Origin of the sequence: Nocardia grenadensis, from assembly GCF_050942415.1 — a bacterium.
Lineage (GTDB): Bacteria > Actinomycetota > Actinomycetes > Mycobacteriales > Mycobacteriaceae > Nocardia > Nocardia grenadensis.
Genome location: NZ_CP192054.1, coordinates 1,709,415 through 1,728,589 on the forward strand (window position 1 = coordinate 1,709,415; position 19,175 = coordinate 1,728,589).

A 19,175-nucleotide genomic window follows, 5' to 3' on the forward strand; every position below is an offset into this window, starting at 1 on the left:
CGCGCGTCCGGATCCATTCCCAGGAGGAAACAATGCTCGAAGACCTGCCCGCGAACGCCGGTGCGGCGGCCGCCTATTCCGGCCTCGGGATCGTGCTGATGGTGCTGGGGTTCGTCCTGGTGGATGTGCTCACTCCCGGCGACCTGCGTCATCAGATCTGGGTGGAGCGTAACCGCAACGCCGCCCTGCTGGTCGCCGCGAACATGCTGGGTGTGGGCATTATCGTCGCCACCGCCATCTGGACCTCCGACGGTGCGGTCGGGCAGGCGCTGGTCACCAGCGCGGTGTACGGGGTCATCGGGCTGGTGGCGATGGCGCTGGCGTTCCTGGTGTTGGAGTTCGCCACTCCCGGCGAGTTCCGGGGTGTGGTGAACGAGCCCGACCTGCACCCGGGGGTGTGGGTGAGTGCGGCGGTGCATATCGCGGTGGCCGCGGTGGTCGCATCCGCGCTGACCTGAGTTGGCACCGAACGATTCCCGGGCCGGCGCCGTCGCGCCGGAACTCCCGCCGGCCGCGGACGCACACGCGTCCGGCGCCGGATCGGTCGAACCAGCGGAGGCGCCGCCCATCTCCGGACGGTTCGCGCGACTGGCCCTGCTCACCACGGTGTTCGTCTGCGCCGCGTGCGGACTGGTGTACGAACTGTCCCTGGTGACGCTGGGCAGCTATCTGATCGGCGATACCGCCACCCAGGCATCGATCACGCTCAGCGTGATGGTCTGCGCGATGGGGGTCGGCGCCCTGGCCGCGAAACCGTTGCGGCACCGGGCCGCCACTGCCTTCGTGGTGGTGGAGTTGGCGCTCGCACTGGTGGGCGGCCTCTCGGTGCTGGGCCTATACGCCGCCTACGCCTGGCTCGACCTGTACACGGCGGCACTGGTGGCGGCGTCCTGTGTGATCGGGGCCCTGGTGGGCGCCGAGATCCCGCTGCTGATGGAGATGCTGCAGCGGATCCGGAAACAGGAGGCGGGTAGCGCAGTCGCCGATCTGTTCGCCGCCGACTATGTGGGTGCGCTGCTCGGCGGTCTGGCGTTCCCGTTCCTGCTGCTGCCGGTGTTCGGGCAGATCCGCGGCAGTCTGATCGTCGGAGTGGTGAACGCGGTGGCCGGGCTGGTCCTGGTGCTCATCTGGTTCCGCGCCGATCTGTCCCGGCTGGTGCGGGTGGTTCTCGGTGCGGTGACCCTGCTGGTGGCGGCGGTCCTGGTCGGCAGTTATGTCTACGCCGACCGGTTCGAGGCCACCGCCCAACAGGCCCTGTTCGCGTATCCGATCGTCTGGCAGCGGCAGACCGAATACCAGAAGATCGTGCTCACCGAATCGGTCTCGCCGTTCGGAACCCGGGACACCCGGTTGTTCCTCAACGGTGATCTGCAGTTCTCGTCGGTGGACGAGTACCGGTACCACGAGGCGATGGTGCATCCGACGCTGGCCGGGCAGCGCCGCGAAGTACTGGTCATCGGAGGCGGTGACGGGCTGGCCCTGCGTGAGATCCTGGCGTATCCCGATGTGGAGTCGGTGACGCTGGTCGAACTGGATCCGGCTGTGATCGAGCTCGCCCGCACCGACCCCCGCCTCACCGAACTCAACCGGAACTCCTTCGCCGATCCGCGGGTGCGGGTGGTCACGGCGGACGCCTTCTCCTGGTTGCGGACCGCCGGTGCCGACTACGACGCGGTGATCGTCGATCTGCCCGACCCCGACCAGACCTCCATCGCCAAGCTCTATTCCACCGAGTTCTACGCGATGACGGCCCGGGTGCTGGCCCCCGGCGGCACCATGGTGGTGCAGGCGGGTTCGCCGTTCTTCGCTCCGCACTCGTACTGGTGTATCGCGGCCACCGTCCGTACCTCTGGTTTGAACATCGTGCCGTACCACGTGGACGTCCCCAGTTTCGGTGACTGGGGTTTCATCCAGGCCACCCGGGCCCGCGAGCCGCGGCTCGCGCTGGACCCGCCGGCCCCGCTGCGGTCGATGGACGAGGAGAGCCTGCGGGCCGCGACGATCTTCGCGCCGGATCGCCGGGACACCGGCGAACAGCCGTCGACGCTCATGCATCCGACAATTCTCGAGCTGGCCCGCAAGGAGTGGGTTTAGCCGCCGGCCGGACCTCCGCTATCCCGATCCGCCGCAGCGTGGCCAGGGCGGATCAGGCGGGCGGTGTCCAGGACAGCACCGGACCCAACGCACGCAGGGCCGCGGCGTCCGGGGCCAGGCGCAGCACGGTGTTGCGCAGCGGAGTCGCCGCCGGCAGCGCGAGTTGCAGTGCGGCGCCCATCCGGTGCGACAGCCGGGCCAGCGGCTGTACCCGGGCACGGCGGATTCGGTCGTATTCGGTGAGAGCGCCGGGGATATCGGGTGCTCGGTCGAGTAGGGCCGCCAGGGTGACGGCATCCTCGACGGCGAGGTTCGCGCCCTGGCCCAGATTCGGGGTCATGGCGTGGGCCGCGTCGCCCAGTAATGCCACCCGTCCCCGCACGTAAGTGTCCAGCGGGGGCAGTTCGTAGATATCGTGCCGCAATATCGCGGCCGGGTCGGCCGCCGCCAGCAGCGCCGGAATCGGGTCGTGCCAGCTGCCGAACCGGCGGCGCAGTGCGTCCAGTTCCCGGCCGGGATCACGCTGCCCGGCCGGCAGATTCGCGGTGCCGAACAGGTAGACGCGTCCGTCGCGCAGCGGCGCGATACCGAAACGCTGCCCGCGGCCCAGGGTCTCGCCGCCGGCGAATACCGGTTCGGCCGGGGTGACGATGGTCCGCCAGGCGGTGTACCCGGCGTACACCGGGCGCCGGGCGCGCGGCCACAGGGTGGCGCGGAGCGTGCTGTTGATCCCGTCGGCGCCGACCACCAGGTCGGCCTCGGCAGTCCCGGCGCTGTGCCGCAACCTCACCCCACGCCCGCTGAACTCGACTGCCTCCACCGCGCACCCGAACCGCAGCGAGCCGGTGCCCAGTACGGTGCGCAGAATGTCCGACAGCTGGTTGCGGTGGATCACCACCAGGTCCCCGTAACGGTCGCGGAGGGTGGCGATATCGGTACGGGACAGCCAGCGGCCGGCGGTATCGCGCATCCCGCCCTCGGTCGCCGCCAGCGACTGTGCGCGGATCGCGGCACCGACACCGATCACATCGAGACCGCGCAGACCGTTGGGCCACAGGCTCAGTCCCGAACCGGCCGGTTCCGCTCCGGCGGCCCGTTCCAGGACCTCGACCCGCCAGCCGCGCTGTCGCAACGCGATCGCGGCCGTGAGCCCCGCGACCCCGGCGCCCACGACCACTGCCCGGCGTTCGGCACCCACCGGTTCCGCGCTCATCGCCACCTCCGCTTTCGAACTTCGCTGCTCGACACGATTATTGTCGCGGGCCGGTACGTATCAGCGATCGGCCGATGACCAGCGGTATCCCCCTGGAATCGGCGACTGCGTGGCGGCCCGGCATGGTTCGTGGTGGCGGCGGTGTCATCTCGACGGCTGCCGCGTTGCCGTTCCGTCGGTCGCCGCGCGTTCGCCGTTGCGGGGCGGTCGCCTGCCACGGGCGTCGCTGCCGGTCGTGGCAGGCGACTGCAGCGCGGGCCCGTACCGGATCAGGCGGTGTCGGGCGCGGGAGTGGGTCCGGAGGAGGGAGCCGGAGCCGGCGGCGGGGCCGGAAGGCGGGTGGAAGCCGGGATGGTGGAGGTCGGGACCGGGGCGGACGAAGAGACCGGGGCCTCGGTGGAATCCGGGGACGGGGAAACGCGCGTGGCGGTGGCGGCCGGGCCGGAGGCCGCCGTGGGCGGCAGGGCGGCGTGCGACGAGGCCGGAACGGTGGCGGGAACGTGGCCGGAAGAGGAGATCGCGCTGCCCCGGGTCCGTGGCTGTTCGGTGGTCGCGCTGTTCGCGGCGGAGCTCGTCTCCTCGCCGGTACCGGTGGTTTCCGGTGGGGTCGTCGTGGTCTCGCCGGGGGAGGGGGTGGTGGTACTCGTCCCGGGATCGGTGGTCGTGGTGGGAGAGGTCGGCGAGGCGGTCGGTTCGACAGTGGTGGTGGTCGGGGGTGCGGCGACACTGGTGGTCGGTAGTGGCGGCTTCGGCGGCGTGGTCGGTTGCTCGTCCACCGAATCACCCTGAGGCGTGGTGGGTACGTGTTCCACGATGGTGGTTTCCGGTACGGCCGGGGGGGCGGACGGAACCACCGGCATCGACCGGGTTTCCGAAAGGGTCGGCTCCTGTCCGGAGAGCGCCGGTGCGGGGGCGGGCGCGACCTCGGCTGCCCGATCGCCCGGTACCGCGGTGGCCGACACCTTCGACGGTGCCGTGGGTACCGGTGCGTCGGTGACCGTGGTGGTGTCCTCTCGGGTCAAGGCGAGGGCGGACACGCTCACCACCGCGGTCACGAGCGCGGCGGCCGCGGCCGCGGTCTTGACCCGGGTACGGGACCGTGTGCCGGGCGGTATGTCATCCGGCGTACCGAGGGTGGTCGGACGGTCGGCGGGCGGGGCGGCCGGGTATGTGGCCGGTGAGAAGCCGGGGGCGCGTGGGTGTTCGCCCGGCAAGAAGCCGGCGGGTCGGTTGTTGTCGGGCGAGAAACCGGTGCCGGGTGCGTTGTTGTCCGGCCAGAGGCCGCCGGCTGGTCGGTGGTCCTTCGGCGATGGACCCGCGAGTGGATCGTTGCTCGGTGCGAGGCCGGCGGGCGGGGTGGTGGCCGAGGGGAAGAGGGCGAGTGGCGTGGCGGCCGGTGCGGTGACATCGGGACCGCTGTCCGGCGGTCCGAAGGGCGTCGGTGGGGTGCCGACCGGCGAGTTGTCCACTCGCCAATCGGTGCCCGGTGCCGCGCCGGCCTCCGGATAGTCGTCCGACGGGTCGTCCACCGGCGCGGTGACGGCCGCCGATGTACCCGTTCCAGGGGAGCCTGCCGGGTCCAGCGCCTGGCGCGCCGCCGACGCCAATTCCCCGGCCGACCCATAGCGTTGGTCCGGGTCCTTCGCCAGCCCACGCGCGACGACCGCGTCGAAAGCGGGTGGCAGACCGGCGGCCGAGGGTAGCGGCGGCCGGTCGGTGAGGTGGGCGGCGATCTGCCGTTCCACGCTCTCGCCGGTATACGGCTTCGTACCGGCCAGGCATTCGTAGAGGACGCAGGCCAGGGAGTACACATCCGAACGCGAGTCGACCTGGTCCAGGGTGAGCCGTTCCGGTGCCATATAGGCGAGCGTGCCGATCATCGTGCCGGCGCGGGTGAGCGTGGTGTCCTGACTGCTGCGGGCAATCCCGAAATCGATGAGGTAGGCGAAACCCGACGCGGTGATCAGGATGTTCGATGGTTTCACGTCCCGATGCACCACCCCGCTCGCGTGCGCGGCATCGAGGGCCGCGGCGATCTGGGTGACCACGGCGACGGCTTCGGCGGCGGGCAGCGCTCCCCGGTCCGCGAGCAGCGAGGCCAGGTTGGGGGCCTCCACCAGGCGCATCTCCAGGAACAGGCGGCCGTCGATCTCGCCGAAATCGTGGATGGGCACGATATGCGGTTCGTCCAGCCGGGCCACCAGCTGGGCTTCACGCTGGAACCGCCGGCGATAGACGGTGTCCTGCGCGAATTCCCGAGACAGCACCTTCACCGCCACCATGCGCTCGGTCCCGGTGTCGTAGGCGCGGTGCACTTCCCCCATGGCGCCCGCCCCCAGTGGATCGAGCAGTCGGTAACGACCGAACTCTGTACCTTCCACACCTTCCACGAGCTACGGATACCACATCCGGTGACCGATCACAGCACCCCGGCACCGGGGATGAGGCTGGAATCACCCGAGGACCAGCGGGTTTCGGTCAAGGGCCGGGTTCGTCGCGTCCCATGGACCCGGCGTCGCCCAGCGGTTCGACGGGGGGGTCCGCGAAAACCGTGGCCGCGCTACCGGTGGCCAGCCGGGCGGCGGCATTCGCGGCCACCCGGAGCGCGAACCGGCCGGAATCCGGGTCGACCGCGATCAAACCGTATTCGCGGTCGACCTCGTCCTCGGCCAGTCCCAGTTCCCGCAGGGCGTCGGCCAGCACCGAGCCAGGGGGCAGCGAGACGGTCAGCAGCGGCATTTCCCCAGGCTACGCGCGGGCCGCGGCTTTTTGCAGCTCCGCGAGCAGGGCCCGGGGCTCGACGATGCCGTACCCGTAGTCGTAGTCGAATCCGGCGCCCGCCCGATCGCCCGCGGTGTTGCGCAACAGTTCCCGCAGGCGGGCGGGCGATACCTCGGCCGTGGTCCACCGAGTACGGAAGGCGGCGACGACTCCGGCCAGCACCGGGCAGGCGGTGGAGGTGCCGGTATCGGGTGCGTCGGCGCCGAAGGCGGTGGAACCCAGGAAATGGGAGTAGGCGCAGAGGTCGGGTTTGCGATCGGCGAGCCGGCCGGGACCCTGCGACGAGTATCCGACCCGCTCACCACCGGTGTCGACGGCACCGACCGACAGCACGTCCGGATGCGAATTCGCTCCGGTGATGGGTCGCTCGGGGTAGGTGCAGCGTCCGTCGGGGCAGTCGCGGCCGCAGTTCCCGGCGGCGAAGAGGATATCGGCTCCCGCCGCGTCCAGCGAGGCCACGATGACGTTGAACGGGTGGTCGGGATTGTCGGAGTAGTTGCCCGGATCACCGACCGGGAAATCCCACTGCGGTGCGAACGAACCCCAGCTGTTGCTGACCACCAGGGCCCGGCGGTCCGCCGGCTGCGCGGTCAGAACCGTACGTAGATGGGCGAATGCGGCGAGTGCGTCGGAGAGCAGTCCGTCCATCCGGCTACCGCCGGAACGCGTGCTCTGTAGTAGCGGGATATCGAGGAAGGTGGCCTGCGGTGCGGCGATGAGCGCGTCGAAGGCGCACATGGTGCCGTGGTCGACCGGGAACTCGCCGGCGATGCCGCGGACCCCGGCCGGGTTCCAACTCCGGGCGGCGTCGATCGCGATCGGGGCACCGGCGGCCCGCCGCACCGCCGCCGCGTTGATCCCGGTGTCCAGCACGGCCACGGCCACACCCGCACCCGTCAGTCCGGCGGCGGTGAGCTCGGCGCGGCCGAGCCGCTCGGCGACGTCCGTCCAGGTGCCGACCGGGCCGGTGTCGCCGCAGGTGAGCACCGGTTCGATCACCGGATCGGCGAAGATCCCGGTCACCCCCGGAGCGCCCGCCACCGCGGCCCGGGCGGCCGGGTCGTCGTCGGGTATCTCCCCGCGCACCACATACGAGTCGCCGTCCCCGCGGGTATCGCTGGCCGCCGTGGCAGCGGGGACGGACACGGCACCGTAGCCGGAGTCGACGGTGAAACCGGGTACCTCACCGGTGAGCGCGGTGGCGGCAACTCCGGCCGCGGAATCCATTGCGGCGGAGATGAGTTCAGGGGAGGGGCGGAGCTCGATGAGGACTCGCATCCCGCCATAGTGCCCCGGGAACCGGCGGACGGCAATCGCTGCGCAATTGGTTGCCCGGCCACGCGGCGTGCCGGAACCGGCGCGTCCCGCGGGGCGGACGCATTGTGTCACCTTCCCACCGGCGCGAGCCGCATCGGACGAGGCGGTCCCTTCCGGGGCGACCGACGGCCGGAGGGTTGTCAGCGGGTCGGCGCGGGCCCGCCCGTTCCACCGGTGTCGCGAGTCGCGGCCTCGCTCACCGGGCCTGGACCGGCGCGGCGATGCGATGCTCGGCCAGCCTGCTCAGCACCGCCTGATTGGCCTCCCAGCCGTCGGGAAACTTCACCGGCACCCCGAGATAGACCGGTTCCGCGGAGGGGTGCGCGTCCAGGAGTTCCCCGATCCCGGCGCGGCCCACGACGATACAGGCGTGCCGGTGCCGGGACGCCAGCACGCACAACCGCCCGGCCTCCAGATGGAACGCGCCCGCGTCGCGGCGGCCGGAGAGCGGATGCAGGATGACGGTGACATCGTATTCGCGGCCCTGCAGCCGGTTGGCGGTATCGACGGTGACCGTTTCCGCCACCGTTCCCGCCAGCGCGTCGCGTACCGCCTGGGCCTGGTCGCGGTGCGCGGTACCGACCGCGATACGGGTCGCGTCGATCTCGCGGTTGCCGTGTTCGGAATGCGCGATACCGCCGCGTTCCAGCAACCGGCAGGCGAGGTCGGCGATGGCGGCCACCGCTTCGCCGTCGGTACGCAGCGTATGCCGGGCGGGCAGTTCGTAGTACGCCCAGCCGTGTGCGGCGGCCTCGTCGAGTACGTCGTCCACCGGCCCGCGCAGACCGCGGGTGGTGAATTCGAGCCGGCGCTGTTCGGGGCGGGTTCCGGCGGCGAACGGCGCGAACGGATAGAACGCCGAGGACACCACCGAGGCCGCCGAGGGTGGCAGCCGCCACGACACCGGCAGGGTGTGCACCGGGATACCGGCATTGTGGTTGAGCATCACCGCCACCGCGCTCATGGTCGGATCCCACGACAGTCCCGCCCAGCGGTCACCGTCGACGGTGGCGAATGGGTCCAGCTGGCCGGGGTCGCCGACGAAGAGGCCGCGTTCGAACCGGTTGGCGATCCGCAGCAACATATCCGAGCGCATCTGGTAGGCCTCGTCGACGATCGCATACGACCAGCGGCCCTCGTCCAGCGTCGCCCATTTCGCGGCCGTGCCGATCACGATCGCGCATTTCTCCAGATCGGCGGGCCGGTTGGCCACCTCGACATTGTCGCGGTCGATCCGCGCGCTGCGACGGTAGTCGCCGGCGGACAACCGCCCGATCAGCAGGCCGGAGTCGGCGGTGGCGAGCCGATCGATGAGGTCGTCGACCTGTTCGTTGGTCTGCGCCACGATCATCCGCTGTTCGTCGTCGGCCGCGGCCAGCTGCCGGGCCGCGCGTACCACCAGGGTGGACTTACCGGCGCCCGGCGGGGAATCCACCACCAAGGCGCGGTGGGCGGCGTTGTCGAGGTCGGCGAGGATCCGGCCGACCACCTCGTCCGCAGTACTCACGACCACTCCTCCGCGAGTTCGAGGGTCGGGTCGGGCGGCGGGCCGCCGTGGGTCCACGGCGTCTCCTCCCGAGGCGGGAGTTTGGCGGGCGGACCGCCGAAACCGCTGGGGGAGAAGCGGGCGAAGCCGATCGCGTCGCCCTCCTCGGGGACACTGCCCGCGGCGGGGTTCTTGCCCTGTCCCATCCCGCTGACCAGTTCCAGCTGGATCACATCTTCCTCCACCGCGACGACCTCGGCCTTCTGCGCGGGCCGGTCGATCCGGATCAAGGTCTCGCCGGGGCGGGCCCGGAAGGGGTCGGCGGTATGCACCCACAGATACGGGCGCGGTACCTCGCGGGATTTCGGTTTCGCCCGCCGCTCGGGTTCGCAGGCGCTGACCGTGCCCTGGAACGCCTCGCCGACGAGCCGGTATTCGATCAGGACCCGGGGATCGTCGAAGGCGCGCTGTGCCTGGAAGGTGTCCAACGCCTGTTCCTGTTTGAGCAGGCGCCGGGTCGCCGAGACCGCCGAATCGCGGCGGGCCTGTGGATACCCTTCCGGGATATCGGCCACGAACCAGGAGAACGCCGCGCGGTCGTCGGTCCAGCGTTTGGCCACGCTCGCGCCCTCCGGCAGGGCGCGCAGCAGTTCCACAGCCCGCCACATCAGCTGCCAGGTCGGTTCCAATTGTCCGCGCAAAGCCTGTTCGAGCCGTTCGGTGGCTACGACCTTGGCCCATTCGTGCTCGGCGCTGTCGTAGGCGGCGATCAGGGGCGCCAGCTCCTCGTTGTCGAAACCGGGGTCGGTGGCCGGGCCGGCGGGTGGATAGGCCAGCGGATCCTCGGCCAGGGCGGCGGCCTCCGGCCCCGTCATGCCGGCGGGCGGGTCTATCCAGCCGAGCAGGGCGGCGAGGTTACCGTCCTCGAGCGCGGACTGCCCGGAGGCCCAATGGGTGGTGAGGACGGAGGTCATCGCCAGGCACACACTGGATCCCGGGAAATCGGAGCGGTCACCGAACCAGGTGAGCCAGCGGCCCAGCAGCGGAAGGGATTCCGGGACCGCGTTGTCGCCCTCGGTGCGATGGAACCGCACCGACCGGCCCAGCAGGCGCAGGAACTCGGCGCCGCCGGGATTGGGCACCAGCAGCTGCGGAGCGTCCAGGTACCGCAGGTAGGCCTCGCCGGTCGATTTCACCGTCAGCTCCTCGGCGTCCTCGCAGAACGACGAGATATAGGGCAGCACCCGGTCCGCGAAGTGTTCGATGAACCGCAGGCGCAGCACCCGGTCGCGGGGCTGGGCCACGATCAGCACCGTCGCGTCGTGCGGGGACGACCCGAGCGCGACCGCCAGCGGTGCCGCGGACTCACCGGCCAGCCGCAGCGGCACGAGTACGAGGGGGCGGTCCGAGAGGTGGTAGTGCCGCCGGTCGGCGATGGGTTCGGCGCGACCGCTGCGTACCGCGGTCACTTTCGCCAGCGCGCTGAGCACGCTCATCGGGCGACCTCCAGGCGCAGTGCCCGCGCCCGGCGGAGCATCTCCGCGATATCGGCGTGTTCGGGACCCGGGTCCAGGGTGCCGTCGGCCAGGGCGAGCACCGTGTCGAGGTTGTCGATACCGCCCAGGTCGTCGCATACGCCGCGGCCGAGGGTGTCCACCGAGCCCTGGGTGCGGGCCTCGGAGCGGCAGGCGAAGGCCAGTTCACAGCTGGACATGCATTCCGGGGCGTAGCGCGACGGTATCGCCGCGACGGTGCCGGCCAGCCCGCCGCCCGGGGTGAACGAGGCGCCGTACGGGACCAGATCGAGAAGGGTGTCGATCGAAGTGAGCCGGGACAGCTGGCGTCCGATCACCGCGAGCTGTTTACGCAGATCCACCAGAGCGGCGGTCGGGCGGTTGGTGAAATCCCGGGCGCACACCAGGATCGAATTGTGCGCGACCAGCTCCGGGGACTGCCCGAGTTCGCGCAGCAGCTCCCGCATGGCCAGCACGTAGACCGCCGACTGCCGGGCCGCCGAGGCCACCTGCGCGGGATCGGCCTGCCCGTCGACGACGGCGAACGATTTGATCTCCACCACGTGGAACAGGCCACCGATCTGCAGGGCCACCACATCCGGTTCCAGGTAGGCGGTGGCGCCGGCGATCTCCAAGCGCAACATCGGATGATCGAACAGAGTGCCCTGGCCCGAGGTCAACGCCTGGCCCAGCAACTGTTTGGTGCGCTGGTAGCGCACCGAATTGCTCGCGTTGTCGCCGACGGTCTCCAGATCGTGGTAGCCGACCTCCGGAATGGTCAGCCCGAGTTCTTCGCGCAGCAGCCGCAGCAGTTCGGCGCAGCCGTGCGCCTTCACCATGGCCTCGAAGCTGTTGCCGCGGGTGATCGCGAACGGCGACTGACCGAATTTCGGCGGGAAACCCAGTTCCCGGGCGATCACGGTCTTGTCCACCGCCGCGGCATCCAGCAGCGCCCGGCGCGCGCAGCCCGGATTGGCGGTGAGCGCGGCGATGGTCCGGGCATTGTGTCGGGTGGCCGGAGCGTCGCCGCGCAAGTCGTCGAGCCGTTTGGTCAGTGTCTTTTCCGCAAGCGTCATGTCAGGCCTCGTTCCGTCGCCGGTCGGCTACCGCGAGCCGAACGCCGAACAATTGCGCCGCGGGATCCGCCAGTTGCCGCACCGCCCGCTCCGCGGCGTCGGCCCGCTGCTGTGTGTCGTCGTCTCTGTGCACCTCTAGTTCCCGTTCCGCGGCCGCCCGCACGAGCTCCGGGTCGATCCCCTTCCGGTCGGTCGCGCCGGGGATGGACACCGCCAGCTGCCACAGCACGCGTTGGCCGGCGGGTGTACATCCGTGGTCGATCATGTGCCGGGCCAGGCGGACGGCGCCCGTGAGCAGGTCCACCCGCGGACTCAACGGCCCGACCATACGCTGCGCCGACGACCAGGTGCTCACTGCCAGCAGGCCGCGGGCCGGGGCCAGCAGATCGGTGGTCATGGCGGCGCAGATGTAGTACGGGCGAGCGTACGGCGCGGCCCGGAAGGACCGCTCCTCGTCGCGGCGCAGGCTGGTGAGCCGCGCCGGGACCAGTTCTCCGGAGAAGAACGCGTCGTGTACGGCGAGTACCAGTTTCGGGGCCGCGGGCACCGACAGCAGGGTGAGCGCGCGATGTACGTGCTCCCGGACCGGGACCGCCGCCGTGGACTGCCGGGGCGGCGCGGGTTCTTCCGGTACCCCGAGAACCGCGGCATCCCATTCCGTTTCGGCGACCCGGAGTTGGGCGCGCAACCTCCGGGCCGCGGTCCGATCTCCGGATCCGGCGGCCCGGCGCACCTGCGCGCGTAACTCGGCTATGCGCGCTTCGAGCGCCTCGGCGGTGGGCATGGGGTGAAATGTAGGGGGCGATTCCAGGGAAGTCCAGTGAATGCCAGTATTCGCCGGTAAATGTTGCCGCGCGGACCAGTTCCCGGGATCGCTACTTCAGCGACCATCCGATGCAGCGGTTGAAGCGCGATGTCGACGTAGTGAGCGGGCATGTGGTCTTCGACTACGACACCGCCCGCGAACTCGCCGGGGCGACCGCGATCGGTCGGCAGGTGGACACCCGGCGGCTCGGAGATTCCGGCGGGGGCTACAGCACGGGCAGCGGGGGAGCGGGCTCGAAGACGACGGGCAACCCGGCCAGTGCCCGGTGGAACGGGCCCGGCCGCCAGACCAGTTCCTGCCGGGTATCCAGGCATAGATCGGGAATGGCGTTGAGCACCACATCGATCGCGCTGCGTACGGCGGTGCGGGCCAGCGATTGCGCGGGGCAGGCGTGCGGCCCGACACTCCAGGCGAGGTGGGAGCGGTTCCCGACGAAACTGCCACCGGGGGTGTCGAAGTCGTTGCGGATCTCGGGGTCGTTGTTGCAGGCCGAGAGGCTGATGACCACCGGTTGGTGGGCGGGCAACCAGGTATCGGCGACCGGTATGGGCTGGCGCGGATAGGTCGTGCAGAAATTGGCCATCGGCGGGTCGTTGAAGAGGACGTTGTCGATGGCGTCGTCGGTCGACAGGTTCCCCCCGAAGGTATCCCCGGGCCCGTACTGGGGCTCGGTGATCATCAGCAGCAGGGCGTTGGTGATGAGGTTGCGCTGAGCCTCGAAACCGGCCCCGTAGAAGCTCATCAACTGCGCGAAGACCTCGACATCGTCGAGGCCGGTGCTGTGTTCGGCGAGCCGTGAGGTGGCATCGTCGCCCGGCCGGTCACGTTTGAGATGGATCAGTTCCATCAGCGCGGATCTGAGGATGCCCATACCCTCCTCGGCCCGTACGGTGTCGAACCGCGCGGCCATACCGGCCGCGATCCGCTTGCCGATATCATCGGGGCAGCCGCAGATGTGATTGATGATCTCCAGCGCCAACGGGAAGGCGTACTGATTCATCAGATCGGCGGCGCCGTTCGCACAGAAGTCGTTGATCAACGGAGTCGCGATGCGCTCGACCGTCGCCGGCAAGGCGTTGAGGTCCACGCCGTCGATACTGTCGGCGGATGCCTGTCGATAGCGGGCGTGGACGTCACCGACGTTGTACCGGGCGGCCGGAAGCCATTTCATCATCGGCAGCACCGGAGAGTCCTGCGGCACGGTCTCCTGCCAGTACCGGGGGTCGGCCGGGAAGTGGTCGGGATCGTTGAGGATACGCACGGCGATCTTGTGGCTGATCACCAGGGTGGCCGGCACTCCGGGGGCCAGGTCCACCGGAACCAGCGGCCCGAACTGCTCTCGTATCTCGCGGTACGCGCGGTGCGGGTCCGTGGCGAACTCCTGCGTGTACATCGGGTACCGCGGGCTCGGGGGTTCGGCGACGGGGCCGGCAGGAGCGGGAAACGCCCCCGTGATCATCGATGACTGCGACAGCGGGGCACGGCGTGGTGTGGACAAGAATACAACTCCGGTTACGAGGCTCGAACGAGATGGGATTCGGAGCGAACTCGTCGTGCCGACTCGTGCGCCCTGGCTGTCTCCCCCATGAATTTCACTGACTACAGCACGGTCGAACGTGTCGTGCGGCCACGATGAATTTCGGTGCGGTCGAGTGGGTCGCCATCCCGTTCATGCACCGGTCGATCGGCGGGCGGATATCGCTGTTCGGGGCAATTCGGCATGGGTGTCGACCGTCGGACACGACCGGGCCCATGGAATTGTCACAGCGACAGCCTGTTTCATGCGTGCCTCTCGTCAGTTCGGGCAGAACTATAGTCCGCGCGGGCGATATCGCAATCGCTGGGTGGATGCCGGGGCGGGGTCGCATCGATCCGCGCCGAGGCGAGCGGAAGCGGCTCGTCTTTCCGGTCCGGATCTTCGCCGAGGTCGCAGCGATGGCGGTACCGGACGGCGACGGCCTTCTCGCCACGGCGAAGACCGGTATCGGTACATACGTCGGCGAAGGCGGCGGAGCCGCCCCACCCGGCGGCAGGGAGCAACCGCCGGGTCGGGCGCATCGAGAACGGGCGCCGTTCGTCCGGCGGATCAGCCCCGGCTGCCCTCCGGCGCCCGGACGAGCGACGCGATGGTCGCGGCACCCTGTTCGGCCTCCTCGGCCGTGTTACGGCCGAAACCGCACGCGGCGGCCACCCCGTAGGCGGTGGTACCGCGGGCCTGCTCGAAAAGGGCCAGGGCCTGCGCGCTCCGGTCGGGATCGTCGGTGGAGACCACCCCCGCGATCACTCGCCATTCGGGACCGAGTTCGCCCAACGGCGCGTAGAACTCGGGATCGGTCGGGGCCGGATGCGCGCCGTACGCGCACGGGATGTGTACCCGGGGGACGGGCACGCCGCGTTCGGCGAGGCGGCGGCCGGTACGGCTCAGCAGCGCGACGGCAGGCGCCAGATTCTTCGGACCGAGCAGGCTCTCGTGCTGATAATCGCCGTAACACAGGTGCACGATGGTCTCGGTCTCGATACCGTGCTCGCGATCGACCTCGTGCACCTTCTCCAGGAACCCGGCGAGTTGTCCCGCGACCGTCGGCGCCAGCGCCCACAGCGCCTTCAACTGCTGCGCCTTGACCATACCGAGCAGCGAGATGGGGGTTTCCACCTGCCAGACGATCAGATCGCCGTGTCGTCGCCGGACCTCGCGCATCTCCTGTAGCACCGCCTCGGTGAACACCGGGAGGTTCCGTAATGCGGTGAGTGCCAGATTCGACCGCCGCAACGCGAGTCCGATCGGCAGGCCGGTGGCCACGGCGCCACCGGCGTGCACGAACATGGCGAGATCCAGCGGATGGGGCTGGCTGAGCTGAAGTTTGGTGCCGGCCAGTTCGGGCCGGTCGCGCAGGAACGACTCGAAGGCCGTCACCACTTCACCGATCCGCTCGACCCGGTTCATCGACACATCTCGCGGTCCGAGCGTCCGGCCGGCCCGGACGCCGTAGGTGGGGAAATCAGAGTATCCGTCGAACCCGCCCGGGCGCAACACCTCCAGGGTGTCGGTGCGGTTCCCCAGATCCTTCAGGTAGACCAGGATCCAGTCGGGATCCAGATCGCAGGGGATCGCGGTGACCGGACGGCCGTCGGTGCGCGCGGCGAACCAGTCCAGGACGCCGCGATCACCTCCGGTCATCAGTTCGTGGGGGAGGCTACCTACAAAATGCGCGTACCTGGTCATGCGTCACTCTTCTGTCGCCCGGCAGGATGGCGACCGGTTCGGCGCACCGATCACCCGAGGCGGCCGACACCCATCCGGCCGATCGTCGCGGACGAAAGTGTGCCGCACGGTGTCTCACGCCACCGTCCGATAATAGCCGCTACACATTGTGGAGCGGGCCGCTCTCGGGGGATCCGGGCCGGCGGATCCCGCTCAGCGGGCCGGACAGCCGCCGGGGTGCGCTACTTCCGCAGTGCGGCCTCCGAGTGGCGCATCACCCCGGCACCGCGGCGCCGGAATCCGACACGCTAGACGATTCCCCGGGACCGCAGCGCCGCCACCTCGGCCGCGGATTTCCCGAGCAGACCGGAGTACACCTCGTCGTTGTGCTGACCCGGCCGCGCCGACCCGGCATTGCGGATGGTCCCCGGGGTAGCCGAGAGGACGGGTACGACCCCCGGACCTTTCACATTCCGTTCGATGCGCTGGTCGTAGTGGTCGGCGATCATGCCGCGGGCGTTCAGCTGCGGATCGGTGACCACCTCGGCGACGGTATTGATGGGCCCGCTGATCACCCCGGCTTCACCGAGCGTCGCGATGATCTCCCGGGGCCGACGCCGCGCCGCCCATTCGCCGATGATCGCATCGAGTTCGTCCTGGTTGCGACCGCGGGCGGTGTGGTTCGCGAACCGTTCGTCGGTGGCCAGCTCCGGTCGGTCCATCGCCGCGCACAGCCGGCGGAACACCGTGTCCTGGTTGGCCGCGATCACCACCCAGCTCCCGTCGGCGGTGCGATAGATATTGGACGGCGCGATACCCTCCAGCCGGGTACCCGACGGGCCGCGGACCACCCCGCCGATGTCGTAGTCGGGGATGGTGGATTCCTGCACCGCCAGACAGGCCTCGGTGAGCGCGGCGTCGACAATCTGCCCCTCCCCGGTGACGGTGCGCCGGTACAGCGCCGCCAGTGCTCCCTGGGCGGCGAACATCCCGGCCAGACTGTCACCGAGGGAGAGCGCGAGCCGCGGCGGCGGGCCGCCGGGGAAACCGTTCATATGGCGCAGGCCGCTGGCCGCTTCGGCGACCGAGGCGTATCCGGCCTTGTGGGCTTCCGGGCCGGTCTGCCCGTACCCGGACACCCGGACCAGGATGATGCCTCGATTGCGTTCCCGCAGTGTGTCGTAACCGAGACCCCATCGTTCCAGCGTGCCGGGCCGCAGATTCTCCACGATGATGTCGGATTTCGCGGCGAGTTCCAGGAACAGGTCCCGTCCCGCGTCCTCCCGCAGGTTCAGCGTGACGGCCTTCTTGTTGCGCGCGTGCACGGTCCAGAAGAAATGATGTCCGTCGAGTTCGGCCTGACCCCAGGTGCGCAGCGGGTCCGGAGCGTCCGGCGGCTCGAGTTTGATCACCTCGGCGCCCATATCACCCAGTAGGCGGCCGGCGAACGGGCCGGAGATCAGCGTCCCGATCTCGAGTACCCGGATACCGTCGAGAGCACCGGTTGTCGCGGAGTCCATCGCGGCATTATCTCCGGTGGCCGCGCGGGCGGGACCGAGGGGTGCCGCGCTCCGGCCGGGCCGACGGTCGCGGCGGGGTCATGCGGCGGGACCCAGGTCGCGGGCGCGCAGCCCGCCGTCCACGAGCGCGATCGCCTTCGCCGGCGGTTCACGCTGGTCGGGGCACGCCACGACCACTCCGGTCCGGGCCGTCCCGACCTGTCGGATCCGGCTGTGCGAGCGGCCGATCCCCATGGTGCCGCGGCACCGCCGCCGTAATCCGGTCCGATCGGGTGAGCCCCGGCGCGACGACCCGGTTCAGTGCCCGCCGGTCAGATACCCCGACAACCGCCGGTGCCGTGCTACGGACGCCGGATTCAGGCCCAGGATCTCCACGCGTTTGCCCTTCGCGGCGTACTTCGTGGTGATGGCGTCGAGCGCGGCCACGGTGGAGGCGTCCCAGATATGCGCTTCGGACAGGTCGAGCACGATATCGGCCGGATCGCCGCTGTAGTCGAATCGGTGGACGAGATCGTTGCTGGAGGCGAAGAACAGTTCGCCGCGCACCTTGTAGACGCGGGTGGTGTCCTCCGGGTCCGCGGTCGCGACGGGTATGACCTCGGTGAAATGCGCGACGCGGTGCGCGAAGGCGACCATCGCGGTGACGACACCGGTGACCACGCCGTAGGCCAGGTTGTGGGTGACGACGGTGACGGCGACCGTCAGCAGCATGACCGTGGTCTCGGCGACCGGCATCCGCCGCAGCGTCGCGGGGGCCAGCGAATGCCAGTCCATCGCGGTGACCGACACCATGATCATGACCGCCACCAGGGCCGCCATCGGGATCCGCGCGACCAGCCCGCCGAGCCCGACCACCAGGATCAGCAGGAATACTCCCGCCAAGAAGGTCGAGATCCGGGTGCGGGCCCCGGCGATCCTCACATTCATCACGGTCTGGCCGATCACCGCGCAGCCGCCCAGGCCGCCGAAGAACCCGGTGACGATATTGGCGACACCCTGTCCCCAGCTCTCACGCGTTTTATTCGACGGGGTATCGGTGATGTCGTCGACGAGTTTGGCGGTCATCAGTGATTCCAGCAGTCCGACCACCGCCATCGCGAAGGCGTAGGGGGCGATGATCCGCAGCGTCTCGAGGTTCCACGGCATCTCGGGGAGCAGTGGGAGCGGCAGAGCCGACGGCAGATCACCTTGGCCACCGACATCCGGCACGTGCAGCCCGAACGTCACGGTGACAGCGGTGAGCGCGACCACCGCCACCAGGGGCGCGGGCACCGCGGTGGTGACTCTGGGGAGCACCGCGATGATCACGATCCCCGCCAGCACCAGCGGATACACCAGCCACGGCACTCCGATCAACTGGGGGAGCTGGGCGAGGAAGACCAGCATCGCCAGCGAGTTGACCACGCCGACCATCACGCTACGCGGGATGAACCGCATCAGTTTCGCGATGCCCACCACACCCAGCGCGATCTGCAGCACACCGGCCAGGATCACCGTGGCCAGGAGATAGTCCACCCCGTGCTCGCGCACGACCGGCGCGACCACGAATGCCACAGCGCCGGTCGCCGCCGAGATCATGGCGCGTCGACCACCGGTGAATGCGATGGTGACCGCCATGGTGAACGACGCGAACAACCCCACCCGCGGGTCCACGCCCGCGATAACGGAGAAGGCGATCGCCTCCGGGATCAAGGCCAATGCCACGACCAGCCCGGCCAGCACCTCGGTACGCAGCAGTTTCGGGTTGCGCAGCGCCGCCACCACCGAGGTAGCGGACCGGTCGGTGCGCATTGCCGTCACCACGGTGGCTGCCTCCGTTCGCTGAGCGCGGCCGCGGCCGCACGGCCGGGTCGGGCCGGCACGGGATGGGGGAGCCGAGCGGGATCGGAGAAGCCGTTGGCGGGACGAAGTCCGGTACCGGCCGTGCCGCCGGACAGCTGTGGTCGGCGAACACTCGGCCAGGCAACTGTACTCTTCCGTCAAAGTAGGATTCCGACCAGCGGCGGGTGACCATCTGTCGATGGGTGGGCCGGCCGCCCCGGCGTGACCGCAGGCCCGGCTTTCCGGCGAGCCCGCCCACAGCGCGGGCCGGCTGCCGCGACCGGACCGCGCCGATACGGAGCGGTCGGGCTGCTGCTCGGCCGGC

The 19,175-nt window shown here is 70.0% G+C and carries 14 protein-coding genes; 2 read left to right on the plus strand and 12 right to left on the minus strand.

The features are described from left to right. Positions 1 to 32: 32 nt before the first annotated feature. A complete protein-coding gene (locus ACQPYS_RS07715) occupies positions 33 to 458 on the plus strand; it encodes a DUF350 domain-containing protein (protein ID WP_433492128.1) in 426 nt (141 codons plus the stop codon). A 109-nt stretch (positions 459 to 567) separates the two neighbouring features. Continuing rightward, positions 568 to 2,094: a polyamine aminopropyltransferase gene (locus ACQPYS_RS07720; RefSeq protein ID WP_433492992.1), complete on the plus strand. Its 1,527-nt coding sequence runs from the start codon at positions 568 to 570 to the stop codon at positions 2,092 to 2,094. A 52-nt stretch (positions 2,095 to 2,146) separates the two neighbouring features. Here the strand turns inward: ACQPYS_RS07720 and ACQPYS_RS07725 are convergent, their stop codons facing one another. The 12 genes from ACQPYS_RS07725 to ACQPYS_RS07780 all read right to left on the minus strand — a co-directional run bounded on the left by ACQPYS_RS07725 (position 2,147) and on the right by ACQPYS_RS07780 (position 18,820). Beyond that, a complete protein-coding gene (locus ACQPYS_RS07725; RefSeq protein WP_433492129.1) occupies positions 2,147 to 3,307 on the minus strand; it encodes an FAD-dependent monooxygenase in 1,161 nt (386 codons plus the stop codon). Positions 3,308 to 3,576: 269 nt separating this feature from the next. Beyond that, positions 3,577 to 5,688, minus strand: a complete 2,112-nt coding sequence (locus ACQPYS_RS07730) for a protein kinase domain-containing protein (RefSeq protein WP_433492130.1) — start codon at positions 5,686 to 5,688, stop codon at positions 3,577 to 3,579. Between the two features lie 97 nt (positions 5,689 to 5,785). After that, the gene (locus ACQPYS_RS07735) at positions 5,786 to 6,046 is read right to left on the minus strand and encodes a hypothetical protein (protein ID WP_433492131.1); all 261 of its coding nucleotides are present in this window, start codon (positions 6,044 to 6,046) and stop codon (positions 5,786 to 5,788) included. A gap of 9 nt (positions 6,047 to 6,055) precedes the next feature. Then, positions 6,056 to 7,366: a S8 family peptidase gene (locus tag ACQPYS_RS07740; protein ID WP_433492132.1), complete on the minus strand. Its 1,311-nt coding sequence runs from the start codon at positions 7,364 to 7,366 to the stop codon at positions 6,056 to 6,058. A 235-nt stretch (positions 7,367 to 7,601) separates the two neighbouring features. After that, positions 7,602 to 8,912, minus strand: coding sequence for an AAA domain-containing protein (locus ACQPYS_RS07745; RefSeq protein ID WP_433492133.1), 1,311 nt, complete (start codon positions 8,910 to 8,912; stop codon positions 7,602 to 7,604). Then, entirely contained in the window at positions 8,909 to 10,387 is a 1,479-nt protein-coding gene (locus ACQPYS_RS07750) for a hypothetical protein (RefSeq protein ID WP_431938544.1), read from the minus strand. Before ACQPYS_RS07750 ends, ACQPYS_RS07745 begins: the two co-directional genes overlap by 4 nt. Next, positions 10,384 to 11,481, minus strand: coding sequence for a hypothetical protein (locus ACQPYS_RS07755; protein ID WP_433492134.1), 1,098 nt, complete (start codon positions 11,479 to 11,481; stop codon positions 10,384 to 10,386). The genes ACQPYS_RS07750 and ACQPYS_RS07755 overlap by 4 nt, the downstream gene beginning before the upstream one ends. Position 11,482: 1 nt before the next feature. Then, complete coding sequence (locus tag ACQPYS_RS07760; protein ID WP_433492135.1) at positions 11,483 to 12,265, minus strand: hypothetical protein; 783 nt, start codon at positions 12,263 to 12,265, stop codon at positions 11,483 to 11,485. 247 nt (positions 12,266 to 12,512) lie between these two features. After that, the gene (locus ACQPYS_RS07765; RefSeq protein WP_431938541.1) at positions 12,513 to 13,700 is read right to left on the minus strand and encodes a cytochrome P450; all 1,188 of its coding nucleotides are present in this window, start codon (positions 13,698 to 13,700) and stop codon (positions 12,513 to 12,515) included. 693 nt (positions 13,701 to 14,393) lie between these two features. Next, positions 14,394 to 15,485, minus strand: a complete 1,092-nt coding sequence (locus tag ACQPYS_RS07770; protein WP_433492136.1) for a hypothetical protein — start codon at positions 15,483 to 15,485, stop codon at positions 14,394 to 14,396. 332 nt (positions 15,486 to 15,817) lie between these two features. Next, positions 15,818 to 17,029 carry a CaiB/BaiF CoA transferase family protein gene (locus ACQPYS_RS07775; protein WP_433492137.1) on the minus strand — a complete coding sequence of 404 codons (1,212 nt, stop codon included), beginning with the start codon at positions 17,027 to 17,029 and terminating at the stop codon, positions 15,818 to 15,820. A 297-nt stretch (positions 17,030 to 17,326) separates the two neighbouring features. Beyond that, positions 17,327 to 18,820 (minus strand): SulP family inorganic anion transporter, encoded by a 1,494-nt coding sequence (locus tag ACQPYS_RS07780; RefSeq protein WP_431938537.1) that lies wholly within the window; start codon positions 18,818 to 18,820, stop codon positions 17,327 to 17,329. Positions 18,821 to 19,175: the final 355 nt, after the last annotated feature.

What these genes read in the sequence shown, in the direction of transcription:
- ACQPYS_RS07715 (WP_433492128.1), top strand. Translation starts at nt 33, where the DNA reads ATGCTCGAAGACCTGCCCGCGAACGCCGGTGCGGCGGCCGCCTATTCC.
- ACQPYS_RS07725 (WP_433492129.1), bottom strand. Translation starts at nt 3,307, where the DNA reads ATGAGCGCGGAACCGGTGGGTGCCGAACGCCGGGCAGTGGTCGTGGGC.
- ACQPYS_RS07735 (WP_433492131.1), bottom strand. Translation starts at nt 6,046, where the DNA reads ATGCCGCTGCTGACCGTCTCGCTGCCCCCTGGCTCGGTGCTGGCCGAC.
- ACQPYS_RS07740 (WP_433492132.1), bottom strand. Translation starts at nt 7,366, where the DNA reads ATGCGAGTCCTCATCGAGCTCCGCCCCTCCCCTGAACTCATCTCCGCC.
- ACQPYS_RS07750 (WP_431938544.1), bottom strand. Translation starts at nt 10,387, where the DNA reads ATGAGCGTGCTCAGCGCGCTGGCGAAAGTGACCGCGGTACGCAGCGGT.
- ACQPYS_RS07755 (WP_433492134.1), bottom strand. Translation starts at nt 11,481, where the DNA reads ATGACGCTTGCGGAAAAGACACTGACCAAACGGCTCGACGACTTGCGC.
- ACQPYS_RS07760 (WP_433492135.1), bottom strand. Translation starts at nt 12,265, where the DNA reads ATGCCCACCGCCGAGGCGCTCGAAGCGCGCATAGCCGAGTTACGCGCG.
- ACQPYS_RS07765 (WP_431938541.1), bottom strand. Translation starts at nt 13,700, where the DNA reads ATGTACACGCAGGAGTTCGCCACGGACCCGCACCGCGCGTACCGCGAG.
- ACQPYS_RS07770 (WP_433492136.1), bottom strand. Translation starts at nt 15,485, where the DNA reads ATGACCGGAGGTGATCGCGGCGTCCTGGACTGGTTCGCCGCGCGCACC.
- ACQPYS_RS07775 (WP_433492137.1), bottom strand. Translation starts at nt 17,029, where the DNA reads ATGGACTCCGCGACAACCGGTGCTCTCGACGGTATCCGGGTACTCGAG.
- ACQPYS_RS07780 (WP_431938537.1), bottom strand. Translation starts at nt 18,820, where the DNA reads ATGCGCACCGACCGGTCCGCTACCTCGGTGGTGGCGGCGCTGCGCAAC.